Source organism: Cronobacter sp. 153480017-3 (assembly GCF_053627815.1).
In genome coordinates, this window is the sequence record NZ_JBSEYN010000006.1 from 197,892 (window position 1) to 211,866 (window position 13,975).

Below are 13,975 nucleotides of genomic sequence, written 5' to 3' on the forward strand. Positions count from 1 at the left end.
GTAGGGCGGGTAAGCCTGCGCACCCGCCGTTAACCAATTACAGCGGGTTGGTTTGTGCTTCGACCACCGCCAGCGCCACCATATTCACGATACGGCGAACCGAGGCGATCGGCGTCAACACATGCACCGGTTTCGACACACCCATCAGCACCGGCCCCACGGTCACGCCCTCGGAGCTTGATACGCGCAGCAGGTTATAGCTGATACGCGCCGCTTCCACATTCGGCATAATCAGGATATTGGCCGAGCCTTTCAGCGGGCTGTCCGGCATGCGATCGTTGCGGATACTCTCCACCAGCGCCGCGTCGCCGTGCATCTCGCCGTCGATCATCAGATCCGGGGCGCGCTCACGCACCAGCTGTAGCGTTTCGCGCATTTTGCTGGCGGCAGGCGAATCGGAAGAGCCAAAGTTGGAATGCGACAACAACGCCACTTTTGGCTCGATCCCGAAACGACGCACCGTTCCCGCCGCCATGACGGTGATCTCCGCCAGCTGTTCCGGCGTCGGATCGTCGTTCACGTAGGTGTCGGCGATAAACGTATTGCCGCTCGGCAGCAGCAGCGCGTTCATCGCACCCGCGGCTTTCACGCCGTCGCGATAACCGAAAATCTGCTGAACCACGCTGAAATGCTCATGATAATCACCGATCGTGCCGCAAATCATCGCGTCGGCTTCGCCGCGGTGCACCATGATGGCACCAATCACCGTGCTGTTGCCAATCACCGCGCGCTGGGCCTGCTCCTGCGTGATGCCACGGCGCTTCATAATGTTGTAATACTCGTTCCAGTACTCCTTAAAGCGCGGGTCCGACTCGTTATTCACGATCTCGAAATCTTTGCCCGCCTCGATTTGCAGACCGAGTTTTTTCAGGCGCATCTCGATAACGCCAGGACGGCCCACCAGCACCGGCTTCGCCAGCCCAAGCGTAATGAGCTCCTGAGTGGCGTGCAGCACGCGCGGCTCTTCGCCTTCGGTCAGCACCACGCGCTTCGGATCTTTGCGCGCCTGGTTGAAGACCGGCTTCATGAACAGGTTGGTTTTGTAGACAAATTCGGTGAGCTTGTCTTTATATGCGTCGAAATCCTCAATCGGGCGGGTCGCCACGCCGGAATCCATCGCCGCTTTCGCCACCGCAGGCGCGATAGTCACAATTAAGCGCGGATCGAACGGTTTCGGAATGATGTAATCCGGCCCGAACGACAGCTCCTGATCTTCATACGCGGAGGCCACCACTTCGCTCTGCTCGGCGTGTGCCAGTTCAGCGATGGCATGGACCGCCGCGAGCTTCATCTCTTCGTTGATGGCGGTCGCGCCGACATCCAGCGCGCCACGGAAGATAAACGGGAAGCAGAGGACGTTGTTCACCTGGTTCGGGAAATCCGAACGACCGGTGCAGATGATCGCATCCGGACGCACCGCTTTGGCGAGCGGCGGCATGATTTCCGGCTCCGGGTTGGCGAGCGCCAGAATGAGCGGCGAATCCGCCATTTTTTTGACCATCTCCTGGGTCAGGACTTTCGGGCCGGAGCAGCCAAGGAAGATATCCGCGCCTTCGATCACTTCGCCCAGCGTGCGCTTACCGTTGTCGTCAATCGCATAAGCGGCTTTGGTTTCCGCCATGTTCTCTTCACGGCCTTTGTAGATAACGCCTTTGGAATCGCACACCACGATGTTGTGCTTCTGCATGCCAAGCGCCACCAGCAGATTCATACAGGCGATGGCGGACGCGCCCGCGCCGGAAACCACGAGACGCACGTCGGAGATGTTTTTCTGCACCACGCGCAGGCCGTTTAACACCGCGGCGGTACAGATGATGGCGGTGCCGTGCTGATCGTCATGAAACACGGGAATGTTCATGCGCTCGCGCAGCTTCTGCTCGATATAAAAACACTCCGGCGCTTTGATATCTTCCAGGTTGATACCGCCGAAGGTCGGCTCCAGCGCCGCCACCACATCAATCACTTTATCGGGATCGTGTTCGTCGATTTCGATATCAAACACATCGATACCGGCGAATTTCTTAAACAGAACACCCTTGCCTTCCATCACCGGTTTACCGGCCAGTGCGCCGATATTGCCAAGCCCCAGCACCGCGGTGCCGTTGGAGATAACCGCCACAAGGTTGCCGCGTGCGGTGTATTTATGGGCGGCCAGCGGGTCGGCGGCGATTTCCAGACAGGGCGCGGCTACGCCTGGCGAATAGGCGAGCGCCAGATCGCGCTGGGTCGCCAGCGGTTTGGTCGGAGAAACCTGAATTTTGCCTGGGACCGGGAATTCGTGAAAATCGAGGGCGCTCTGTTTTAGTTGCTCATCCATTTTACTGATCCTTTTTCTTTTGCAGGGTATGAAGCGGCGTGTCGCACGCTCGTTTAACCAGGCCGTCAGTATCGCCCGTTAGCGGCGGCTAAACTTTGAAGACCGCCAAACTCTGAGTCATGCAACCCTTTGATGTTATCAATTTATAGCAGCGATGTTGCCGGTTCGGGAAAGCATTGCTATGCGCGTCTGCTATGCTTTTTTGTTATGTCCCTGATGAGATCCCGGCGGGCGACACTGACAGCGCCCCATAAAATCTTTGCTTTTCAAGGAGTAGCAAAATGAACCAACTCGATGGCATTAAACAATTCACAACGGTAGTCGCCGACAGCGGCGATATTGAATCCATTCGTAACTATCAGCCTCAGGACGCGACCACCAACCCTTCCCTGCTGCTGAAGGCCGCAAGCCTTGAGCATTACCAGCATCTGTTCACCGATGCGCTGGAATACGGCAAAAAACGCGGCAGCACGCAAAAAGAGCAGGTCGCGGAAGCGAGCGACAAACTGGCCGTCAATGTGGGTGCGGAAATTCTGAAAAGCATTCCGGGGCGCGTCTCAACCGAAGTGGACGCCCGCCTGTCATTCGACAAAGAAAAAAGCATCGCTAAAGCGCGTCGCCTGGTGGAGCTCTATCAGGAACAGGGCATCGATAAATCGCGCATTCTGATTAAGCTCGCCTCTACCTGGGAAGGTATCCGCGCCGCAGAAGAACTGGAAAAAGAAGGCATTCACTGCAACCTGACGCTGCTGTTCTCCTTCGCCCAGGCGCGCGCCTGCGCCGAAGCGGGGGTGTATCTCATCTCCCCGTTCGTGGGCCGTATCTATGACTGGTACAATACCCGCAAACCGATGGACCCGTATGTGGTCGATGAAGATCCCGGCGTGAAGTCGGTGCGTAACATCTACGACTACTACAAGCAGCATAACTACCAGACCATCGTGATGGGCGCGAGCTTCCGCCGTACCGAGCAGATCCTGGCGCTGGCGGGCTGCGACCGTCTGACCATCTCCCCTAACCTGCTGAAAGAGTTGCAGGAGAGCGATGCGCCGGTGGCGCGTAAGCTTATCCCGGCATCCCAGGGCTTTAACCGTCCGCAGCCGATGACCGAAGCCGAATTCCGCTGGGAGCATAACCAGGACGCGATGGCGGTCGAAAAACTGGCCGAAGGCATTCGCCAGTTCGCGGTTGACCAGCGTTCACTTGAAGATCTGCTTGCCGCCAAACTTTAACTTTTGCCATGGAGAGAAACATGTCTCGTCAGCTTTTAGCCAACGCCATCCGTGCGCTGAGCATGGATGCGGTTCAGAAAGCGAAATCCGGTCACCCCGGTGCGCCGATGGGGATGGCGGATATCGCCGAAGTGCTGTGGAACGATTTCCTCAAGCACAACCCGACAAACCCGACGTGGTATGACCGCGACCGCTTTATTCTTTCCAACGGCCACGCCTCAATGCTGCTCTACAGCCTGCTGCATCTTTCGGGCTACGACCTGCCGATGGAAGAGCTGAAAAACTTCCGCCAGCTGCACTCCAAAACACCGGGCCACCCGGAAATCGGCTATACGCCGGGCGTGGAAACCACCACCGGGCCGCTCGGTCAGGGACTCGCGAATGCCGTGGGTCTGGCGATTGCCGAGAAAACGCTCGCGGCGCAGTTCAACCGCCCGGGCCATGAGATTGTCGATCACAATACCTATGTGTTTATGGGCGATGGCTGCCTGATGGAAGGTATCTCCCATGAGGTCTGCTCGCTCGCGGGCACGCTGGGTCTTGGCAAGCTGATTGGCTTCTACGATCACAACGGCATTTCCATTGATGGCGAGACCGAGGGCTGGTTTACCGATGACACCGCCAAACGTTTTGAAGCCTACCACTGGCACGTAGTGCATGAGATTGACGGCCACGATCCAGAGGCTATCAAGCGCGCCATTGAAGAGGCGAAACAGGTTACCGATAAACCGTCGCTGATTATCTGTCGCACCGTCATTGGCTTCGGCTCGCCGAACAAAGCGGGCAAAGAGGAGTCCCACGGCGCGGCGCTTGGCGAAGAAGAAGTGGCGCTGACCCGTAAACAGCTCGGCTGGAACTACCCGCCGTTCGAAATCCCGGATGAAGTCTACAAAGGCTGGGATGCGAAGGAAAAAGGCCGCCAGGTTGAAGCGAGCTGGAACGAGAAATTCGCCGCGTATCAGGAAGCTTACCCGGAGCTGGCGGCCGAGTTTAACCGCCGTATGGGCGGTGAAATGCCGGAAAACTGGCAGCAGGTGACGCAGGAGTACATCGAAAAACTCCAGGCGGAACCGGCGAAAATCGCCTCCCGTAAGGCGTCCCAGAACGCGCTGAACGTCTATGGCCCGGTACTGCCGGAGTTGCTGGGCGGCTCGGCGGATCTGGCACCGAGCAACCTGACTATCTGGTCGGGCTCGACATCGCTGAAAGAAGATCCGGCGGGCAACTACATTCACTACGGCGTGCGCGAATTCGGCATGACGGCGATCGCCAACGGCATCGCCCACCACGGCGGCTTTGTGCCCTACACCGCCACCTTCCTGATGTTCGTCGAATACGCCCGCAACGCGGCGCGCATGGCGGCGCTGATGAAGGCGCGGCAGATTATGGTCTACACCCATGACTCTATCGGCTTAGGGGAAGACGGCCCGACGCACCAGGCAGTGGAGCAGCTCGCAAGCCTGCGCCTGACGCCGAACTTCAGCACCTGGCGTCCGTGTGACCAGGTGGAAACCGCGGTGGCGTGGAAAGCCGCTATCGAGCGCCATAACGGCCCGACGGCGCTGATCCTCTCTCGTCAGAATCTGGCGCAGATTGAGCGCTCGCCTCAGCAGTTGAAAGATGTGGCGCGCGGCGGGTATATCCTGAAAGACGCGGGCGGCAAACCGGATCTGATCCTGATTGCCACCGGTTCGGAAGTGGAAATCGCCGTTCAGGCGGCAGAAAAACTGCGTGGCGACGGCGTGGCGGTGCGTGTGGTATCGCTGCCGTCGACTGATGTCTTTGACGCGCAGGATGAAGCCTACCGTGAATCGGTGCTGCCGTCCGACGTCAGCACGCGCGTGGCGGTGGAAGCGGGCATCGCCGACTACTGGTACAAATATGTCGGCCTGAAGGGCGCTATCGTCGGCATGACCGGCTATGGCGAATCCGCGCCCGCGGAGAAACTCTTCCCGTACTTCGGCTTTACCGTCGAAAACGTGGTAGAAAAAGCCCGCAAAGTGCTCGGCAAATAAGCCAGCCTTAACGGGCTGACGCCGATCGTTTAAGCGTACCTGAACGATCCTGCCAGTAAGAAATAAGCCAGAGTCAGTTTCCTGATTCTGGCTTTTTTATGACTGCACACGATATGGATTTCGTTATCCGTTCAGCTTTAAATCACATAAAGCTTAAGTGAGCGGCATTACGGCAGATGACTGGGGTTATTCTTTACAGGCCGCCTTGAGCAGCAGACTTCGCGCGAGCGATGGCGCCGGCGTTAAATATTGGATGCTCATAGTTATCGGTGACATCACGGACTCGGTATATCTTCCAGATGTCTGACTCCCGACGAACAAACACTTCCAGCTCTAATTTTTTCCCGCCCTCCCTGCCAATCCATACCGACATTACCTCGCCCCCCATGAACGGCCTGGCGGCACCGACAGTTAGCGCCGATATCCATGATGGATCATAGTCCTGTGCATAAGCGAAGTAATCCGAGCCAATCAGGTCTTGTTCTGATATCGACTCGATATCCTCCAGTCTCTTGATCGTGTCGGCAGAAACATATTCGCGCAAATCAGACGGCGAATATTGATTGTCGCTACTTGTAAGAGACATCAGATAAGTAGAATAAAAAGAATGTACTCGCGTCGGCGCGCTCTGTTCCGGCTTAACTGCGCAAGCGGAGAGCAAGAAAGCGCATAACACTATTGCAGCTCGCATCAATTCATCCTGTATATTTTGAAAGCCGGTTGGGCGGCGCGATACCCTGGGCCCGGGTACATACTGCGTTGCCTGAAATCGGAGATCCACTGCGTGCCATCATACATTGTCATATGCCCGCTCGGGTTCCCTCCGGGATACGGCTGAATCACAGCAACATCACCGCTCAATAATGTTGAGCCCGGCGGGACTTCATGAAATCCAGCGCGCAGTAATGCAGGCCCGTAATCTTTTGCGTTTAGCGTTCTCTCCAGCCGTATGCCGCCAGCAGCTATAGCCTCCCTTGTAAAGGTCGCACATTCGTTATGTGAATGACCGAGCGCGCGGGACCGGAGATGCGAAATAGCAACGTCTTTATTCCAGTTCATTCTTAGTTCCTTTAAGCATGAAAAATGGAATTATTGCGTTAACCACAACTATTTTGTGGGATAAAAATGCTGAAATTATCCCACGTAAAATGATTATTTCCGGATTCAGCCCGGCAGAACTCGCCTGCAAGCAAACAGGATCGAACGGGTGCCTCTCGTTCCTCGGCGCAAGGGTTTTAAATTAGCCTTAACGGGCTGGCTTTTTTATTTCCGGCGCGGTTTTATTTCAGGACGTTCAGCGTCTCGGCGCTTTTGTTTATCACAATATCTTCCGTTTTCTCATCCCATTTCGCCTCGGCCACAATCACCTGCCCCGGATGCTGCGGGTCGCGCGCTACCAGCGATGTGCCGTCCACATCTTCCTGCACGTTCAGGTTCATGGAAAACGAGGGAATCGCTTTTACCCACTGCTGTTGCTGCACGTCATAGAGATAGGTCGCCCGCCAGGCGCTGCTCCACCATTCGGGATAAATCAGCGCGCGGTCGCGTCCGCTGTCGTCAAGGTGTGAGAGCGTCTCGACACCGCCGCCGATGCAGGAGGGAATGGACGCCGGTTTGATGGCCGGATCGCTGTTCCAGAGCTGGCACTCGCAGTCACCGCTCTCATCGCAGACGCCGTTGGTTTTCGGGTCATGCGCCGTCAGCCAGGCGTAGCTTTTCGCCGTGCCGTTAAACCGCCCACCCGCCAGACGGTAATCGCGCGTTTTCTGGCGATTCGCCTCGGTTATCCAGTCGGTTTCTTCGCTGATGCGCCAGCCTGCGGCCTGTTTCGTTAAGGTGAGCTGCGCCGGGTAGTTGCGCGGCGTTTGCGGCTCAAGCCCCGCCTGTTTCACAAACGTGGCCTGTACGGCAAGCGGCTGCCCGTCCTGTTCGGTGAGCGTGATATTGCTGATGATGGCCTGTGCGTAGTGCGGATGTTTTTGCACGAAGGCGGCGTTTTCCTGGATAACGGCGTCGCGCGTAAGCACTTTGCCGTACCAGCTTACCTGTTCGCCATAAAGCGCCACGCCTGCCTGGGCGGAAGGATGATTTTTAAAATCGTTCCAGCGCGCGACCAGCGCGTTCGCGTCGCGCTCGTCCTGCGGTGTCATCGCAGCGCTGACGCTGAGCGCAAGCCCTGCCAGCGCCAGCCCTAGAACCGCGCGCAGCCCCTGTGTGTAAGCCATACATTCCCTGCCATTGTTATTGGTTATGTTAAGCCACAGGAATATACGCAAAAACGCGCGCCGCCAGAAGCGGGATTATTGAGTCACCCAGAGCGTTGGCCAGGCGTCCGGGCCGTGCCAGTTGTCGCAGCTTGGCTCTTCGGCGTAACGCACCAGGCGAAACCGCTGGCCGTCGAAGCGCCAGCGCGTCGCGACGCCGCAGTCGCCGAGGCCGCGGCCTTTGGAGAGCGTGGTCAGCTCTTTGGTTTTCTCATCGAAGCTCGCGTTCATCAGTTCCAGCTCTTGCTCTTTATCGGCAGGCAGGAACGGCAGGCGCAGGCGCACCATGCGCGAGGCAAACGGCTTCTGGCGCGACACCAGCCAGGCAAGATCCACCGTGTTGTAAGCACCCGCTTCACAGCTGATTATCATCAGCGCCGTGTCGTCAGTAAGCGCGGAAATACGCACTTCGCGGCGCATCGGGTCGAGCGAGCACTGGCTGTTGGTCATCCGCCAGGTACCGTAATCGAGCAGTTCGTTCAGCTCGTCGTGAGAGAGCGGCGTCGGCGTCGGGTTGGTGATTTTGACGCCCCGGATAGCAGGCGCAGGCGGCACGCTGAGCGGCGGGTTGTTGCCCTTTTTGATCCACGCGGTTTCGCTGCCGACGCGCTTTTGCTGGGCGTCGATAAACAGCAGTGCGGCTTTCAGCCCGTCGAGCGATAAACGCCCCGGCCCGTCTTTCAGCGTAATGACCGACGATTCTTTAATCTGATCGAGAAAATCGATAATGGTGGTCGGGTCGTCCGTCATCAGGCGGCGCGGCATATCACGCCATTTGCTGCCCGCCGGCACCAGCGTTTTGCCATCCAGCAGGAGACGCGGGGCAAGCGGCGGTGCTTTATTCACGGCGGCCTCCGGTTTGCCCGCCTCGATGCGCAGCGACGCGTCGGGTTTCGCACCGGCGCTGCGCGACAGCGTCATCACCAGATCCTGATGGCCGCCGACGTTACGGGCCGTGCAGAAATTCTGGTTATTGCAGGTCACCTGCCAGTCACTAAAAATCTTCTGCGCGGGCGCAGCCCAGAGCGGCGAGGCGAGCAGCAAAGAACAGCTAAAGAGTGACAGCAGACGAAAAAGCATGAACGGCGCGTATCCCGGGCGTAAACAGCGGTAGAAGAAACGCGCCTATCTTCGTTGCCCTGCACGGGCGGCTCAATCGGATTTATCGGATAGCAATATCCATAATACCGCCTCTTATTGTGAGGGAAATCAGTCCATTATTCCGCGTAGCTGAAGATGCTGAAGCAGCAGCACCGTTTTCGCATCGCGAATCACGCCTTGTCTGACTTTTTCCAACGCTTCACTGAAGGGCATTTCCAGCACTTCTATCTCTTCATCTTCTACGCCGCCGCCTTCGTTCGCGCGTGAGGCATCGTCATATTCCGCGATGAACAGATGAATGAGTTCGGTAACGCCGCCGGGGGAGGTATAAAGCTCAAAGACTTTCTCCGCCGCGTTCACGCGGTAGCCGGTTTCCTCGATGGCCTCTTTGCGAATGCAGACTTCCGGCTCGTCATCGTCAAGAAGCCCCGCACACGCCTCAATCAGCATCCCGTCCGGGTTACCGTTAACCCAGGTGGCGACGCGAAACTGACGGATCAACACGACGCTTTTTTTCTCGCGGTTATACAACAGTACGGCAGCGCCGTTGCCGCGATCGTAGACTTCGCGCTTGTGGCGGACCACTTCGCCATCTTTTCGCGTCAGATCGTAGGTAATATTGCGCAGAACAAAGTAGTTTTCCGAGAGAATTTTATCTTTTATCAGTTCGACATTTAACGACATAGCGACTCCATAAACGCCTGGTGTGGGGTGAATAGTACGACCCGAAACGCCATTTGTCGCCCCCGGCGCGTCGCCGGAATAACGGCGCTTTTTCCGGTATTCTGCCCATTGCCGGCGGCGTCTGGCGGTTAAGCTTACGCACAGGCTATGGTTTATCCAGCCGCAACGCAGAAAAAACCCACAAGAGCGGAGTAAGCATGTCGCAAATTATCCCCTGGCACGTTCTTATCGTTGACGATCACCCGCTGATGCGTCGCGGCCTGCGACAGTTGCTTGAAACCGATGCGCGGTTTCGGGTGACGGGCGAAGCAGGCAGCGGCGAAGAAGCGATAGCGCAGGCGCGGGCGCTTTCCCCGGACGTCATTTTGCTGGATCTGAATATGCGGGGTTTAAGCGGGCTGGATACGCTGACGATACTGCGCCGCGACGGCGTGAACGCACGGATTATCGTACTGACGGTCTCTGATGCGCAAAGCGATATTTTTGCCATGACCGATGCGGGCGCTGACGGCTATCTGCTGAAAGACAGCGAACCGGAAGCGCTGCTGGAGGCCATCCGGGCTGGTGCGGCGGGTGCTGGCGCGTTCAGCGAGCAGGTGCAGGCGTATCTACTCGCGCGCAAGCCTGATGAGCAACGCGACGCGCCGTTTGCGCTGCTGACCGGGCGCGAGCTTGACGTGTTGCAGGAAGTGGCGCGCGGGCTCTCCAATAAGCAGATTGCCTCGGCGTTACAGATCTCGGAAGAAACGGTAAAAGTGCATATTCGCAATTTACTGCGCAAACTTAACGTGCGTTCGCGCGTCGCGGCGACCGTCCTGTTTCTGGGATCCCGGAGCGCGTAAGGGTCTGCGCGGCGTCGCGCGAGATAATTTACATTATCTCCTTATTTTCTCCACGTTTGTTGTGTGCCCTGAGGCTACAGTGATTGCGGCTACCAATAATAACGACGCTAAGCATTTAAGAGGTCCCGACTCGCATGGCGAATTTCTTTATCGATCGCCCGATTTTTGCCTGGGTGCTGGCAATTCTCATCTGCCTGACCGGCACACTGGCGATATTTTCACTTCCCGTTGAGCAATATCCCGAACTGGCGCCGCCTAACGTGCGCATCACGGCAAACTACCCTGGCGCCTCCGCCCAGACGCTGGAAAATACCGTTACGCAGGTTATCGAACAGAACATGACCGGCCTCGATAACCTGATGTATATGTCGTCGCAAAGCAGCGCCACCGGCCAGGCGACCGTGACGCTGAACTTCAAGGCAGGCACCGACCCGGATGAAGCGGTCCAGCAGGTGCAAAACCAGCTGCAATCCGCGCTGCGAAAGCTCCCCCAGGCCGTACAGACGCAGGGCGTGACGGTGCGCAAAACCGGGGATACCAACATTCTGACTATCGCGTTTGTCTCCACCGATGGCAGCATGGATAAACAGGATATCGCCGACTATGTGGCGAGTAATATTCAGGAGCCGCTCAGCCGTATCAACGGCGTCGGGGATATCGACGCTTACGGCTCGCAGTACGCCATGCGTATCTGGCTCGACCCGGACAAGCTCACCAGCTTTCAGCTCACCACGGCGGATGTGGTGGCAGCGATTAAATCGCAGAACAGCCAGATAGCGGTCGGCCAGCTCGGCGGCACGCCGTCTGTGGATAATCAGGCGCTGAACGCCACCATCAACGCGCAGTCGCTGTTACAGACGCCGGAGCAGTTTCGCGATATCACGCTGCGCGTGAATCAGGACGGCTCGACCGTCACGCTTGGCGACGTGGCAACCGTCGAAATGGGGGCCGAGAAATATGATTATCTGAGCCGCTATAACGGCAAAGCGGCCTCGGGGCTCGGCGTGAAGCTCGCCTCAGGCGCGAACGAGATGGAAACGGCGCAACTGGTGCTCAACCGCCTCGACGAGCTGTCGCACTATTTCCCGCACGGGCTGGAATATAAAGTCGCGTATGAGACCACTTCGTTCGTGAAAGCCTCGATTACCGACGTGGTGAAGACGCTGCTTGAAGCGATCGCGCTGGTGTTTCTGGTGATGTATCTCTTTTTGCAGAATTTCCGCGCCACGCTGATTCCGACCATCGCGGTGCCAGTGGTGCTTCTAGGCACTTTCGCGGTGCTCTACAGCTTCGGCTACAGCATTAATACCCTGACGATGTTCGCGATGGTGCTGGCGATAGGCCTGCTGGTGGATGACGCCATCGTGGTAGTGGAAAACGTCGAGCGCATCATGAGCGACGAAGGGCTGTCGCCGCGCGCCGCCACGCGTAAATCGATGGGCCAGATCCAGGGCGCGCTGGTGGGTATCGCCATGGTGCTCTCGGCGGTGTTTATCCCGATGGCGTTTTTCGGCGGCACCACCGGCGCGATTTACCGCCAGTTCTCCATCACGATTGTTTCATCGATGGTGCTGTCGGTGCTGGTCGCGATGATCCTCACCCCTGCCCTGTGCGCCACGCTGCTTAAGCCGCTGAAAAAAGGCGAACACCACGGTTCGCGCGGCTTTTTCGGCTGGTTTAACCGCACCTTTGAGCGCAGCGCGCTGCGTTATGAATCCGCCGTAGGAAAAATTTTACAGCGCAGCCTGCGCTGGATTCTGCTCTACGCCCTGCTGCTCGGCGGTATGGTGTTTCTCTTTTTACGCCTGCCCACGTCGTTTCTGCCGCAGGAAGATCGCGGCATGTTTGTGACCTCGGTCCAGCTGCCCTCCGGCTCCACCCAGCAGCAGACGCTGAAAGTGGTGCAGCAGGTGGAGCGCTATTTCTTTGAGAAAGAAAAAGCCAACGTCGCCTCGGTGTTCGCGACCGTCGGCTCCGGCCCCGGCGGCAACGGTCAGAACGTGGCGCGCATGTTTGTGCGCCTGAATCCGTGGGAGGATCGCGACCCGGATACCGGCAGCGAGGATGCCATCATTGAGCGCGCCACGCAGGCTTTTCGCCATATTAAAGAGGCGCGCGTGTTCGCGAGCAGCCCGCCTGCCATCAGCGGCCTTGGCAGCTCCGCCGGGTTTGATATGGAGCTTCAGGATCACGCCGGGCTTGGGCATGACGCGCTAATGCAGGCGCGCGATCGCCTGCTGGACATGGCAAGCCAGGAGCCTGCGCTGACCCGCGTGCGCCACAACGGCCTGGATGACAGCCCGCAGTTGCAGATAGACATCGATCAGCGCAAAGCCCAGGCGCTAGGCGTTTCCATTGACGATATTAACGACACGCTGCAAACCGCGTGGGGCTCAAGCTATGTGAACGACTTTATGGATCGCGGGCGCGTGAAAAAGGTCTATGTGCAGTCCGCCGCGAAATACCGGATGCTGCCGGAAGATATTACGCGCTGGTATGTGCGCAACCAGGCGGGCGCGATGGTGCCGTTCTCGGCCTTTGCGACGTCGCGCTGGGAAACCGGCTCGCCGCGCCTTGAGCGCTACAACGGCTATTCAGCGCTGGAGATTGTCGGCGAGGCGGCGCCGGGCGTCAGTACCGGCACCGCGATGGACGTGATGGAGAAACTGGTGAGCCAGCTGCCGACCGGCTTTGGCCTGGAGTGGACGGCGATGTCGTACCAGGAGCGGCTTTCCGGCTCGCAGGCGCCTGCCCTTTACGCGCTCTCGCTGCTGGTCGTGTTCCTGTGCCTGGCGGCGCTGTATGAGAGCTGGACGGTGCCGTTCTCGGTCATGCTGGTGGTGCCGCTCGGCGTAATTGGCGCGCTGCTCGCCACCTGGCTGCGCGGGCTTGAGAACGACGTCTATTTCCAGGTGGGGCTGCTGACGGTCATCGGGCTTTCCGCCAAGAACGCGATACTGATTGTCGAATTCGCCAATGAGATGAACAGCAAAGGCCACGAGCTTATCGCCGCGACGCTCGATGCCTGCCGCCAGCGCCTGCGGCCGATTTTAATGACGTCGCTGGCGTTTATCTTCGGCGTTTTGCCGATGGCGACCAGCAGCGGCGCAGGCTCTGCCAGCCAGCACGCGGTGGGCACCGGCGTGATGGGTGGGATGATCTCCGCAACGCTGCTGGCAGTTTTCTTCGTGCCGCTGTTTTTTGTGCTGATCCGCAGACGTTTTCCGCTTAAGCCTGCGCCGGAAGAATAACCCTGAAAAGAAAAAGGCGACCTTAACGGTCGCCTTTTGGTATGTTCAGTGAGTGGAATCACTGCTGTGTGTCTATTAAAGCGATGTGCTCTTGCTTATTGCTGGACTTATTTACGAAGCATCGCTTCAATAAAATCTTTCCAGTTCCCCAGTTCATGTTCAATCATAATGACCTCTCTTATTATTGTTTGCATGGTACAAAAATAATGACGCGGAGTGAAGACAATTTAACCAATCGAATTGATAAGCCTCCCTCATGTATTTGTTAT

11 protein-coding genes are annotated in these 13,975 nt (G+C 57.7%); 4 read left to right on the forward strand and 7 right to left on the reverse strand.

The features are described from left to right. Positions 1-37: 37 nt before the first annotated feature. Positions 38-2,317, reverse strand: a complete 2,280-nt coding sequence (gene maeB / locus ACUW6V_RS14920) for an NADP-dependent oxaloacetate-decarboxylating malate dehydrogenase (RefSeq protein ID WP_454038547.1) — start codon at positions 2,315-2,317, stop codon at positions 38-40. A gap of 281 nt (positions 2,318-2,598) precedes the next feature. Here maeB and tal point away from each other — a divergent pair, with 281 nt between their 5' ends. Further along, on the forward strand, positions 2,599-3,549 hold the full coding sequence (gene tal / locus ACUW6V_RS14925; RefSeq protein ID WP_007893829.1) for a transaldolase: 951 nt from the start codon (positions 2,599-2,601) through the stop codon (positions 3,547-3,549). Between the two features lie 20 nt (positions 3,550-3,569). Continuing rightward, entirely contained in the window at positions 3,570-5,564 is a 1,995-nt protein-coding gene (tkt, locus tag ACUW6V_RS14930) for a transketolase (protein WP_454038548.1), read from the forward strand. Between the two features lie 193 nt (positions 5,565-5,757). On the opposite strand, the gene ACUW6V_RS14935 is transcribed toward tkt, so the two are convergent. The 5 genes from ACUW6V_RS14935 to nudK form a co-directional block, all read right to left on the reverse strand. Next, positions 5,758-6,255 (reverse strand): YbjP/YqhG family protein, encoded by a 498-nt coding sequence (locus ACUW6V_RS14935; RefSeq protein WP_041460416.1) that lies wholly within the window; start codon positions 6,253-6,255, stop codon positions 5,758-5,760. Next, complete coding sequence (locus ACUW6V_RS14940; RefSeq protein WP_032968345.1) at positions 6,255-6,623, reverse strand: hypothetical protein; 369 nt, start codon at positions 6,621-6,623, stop codon at positions 6,255-6,257. Before ACUW6V_RS14940 ends, ACUW6V_RS14935 begins: the two co-directional genes overlap by 1 nt. 221 nt (positions 6,624-6,844) lie before the next feature. Continuing rightward, complete coding sequence (locus ACUW6V_RS14945; protein WP_454038549.1) at positions 6,845-7,789, reverse strand: hypothetical protein; 945 nt, start codon at positions 7,787-7,789, stop codon at positions 6,845-6,847. A gap of 75 nt (positions 7,790-7,864) precedes the next feature. Further along, entirely contained in the window at positions 7,865-8,908 is a 1,044-nt protein-coding gene (locus tag ACUW6V_RS14950; protein WP_032988730.1) for a DUF1176 domain-containing protein, read from the reverse strand. Positions 8,909-9,037: 129 nt separating this feature from the next. Next, complete coding sequence (gene nudK / locus ACUW6V_RS14955) at positions 9,038-9,613, reverse strand: GDP-mannose pyrophosphatase NudK (protein WP_004386542.1); 576 nt, start codon at positions 9,611-9,613, stop codon at positions 9,038-9,040. A 197-nt stretch (positions 9,614-9,810) separates the two neighbouring features. Here nudK and narP point away from each other — a divergent pair, with 197 nt between their 5' ends. Continuing rightward, a complete protein-coding gene (gene narP, locus ACUW6V_RS14960) occupies positions 9,811-10,455 on the forward strand; it encodes a nitrate/nitrite response regulator protein NarP (RefSeq protein ID WP_105575850.1) in 645 nt (214 codons plus the stop codon). Positions 10,456-10,589: 134 nt separating this feature from the next. Then, complete coding sequence (gene acrD, locus ACUW6V_RS14965) at positions 10,590-13,706, forward strand: multidrug efflux RND transporter permease AcrD (protein WP_454038550.1); 3,117 nt, start codon at positions 10,590-10,592, stop codon at positions 13,704-13,706. A gap of 107 nt (positions 13,707-13,813) precedes the next feature. Here acrD and ypfM read toward each other — a convergent pair whose 3' ends face one another. Then, positions 13,814-13,873 (reverse strand): protein YpfM, encoded by a 60-nt coding sequence (gene ypfM / locus ACUW6V_RS14970; protein WP_100207200.1) that lies wholly within the window; start codon positions 13,871-13,873, stop codon positions 13,814-13,816. Between the last annotated feature and the right edge of the window lie 102 nt (positions 13,874-13,975).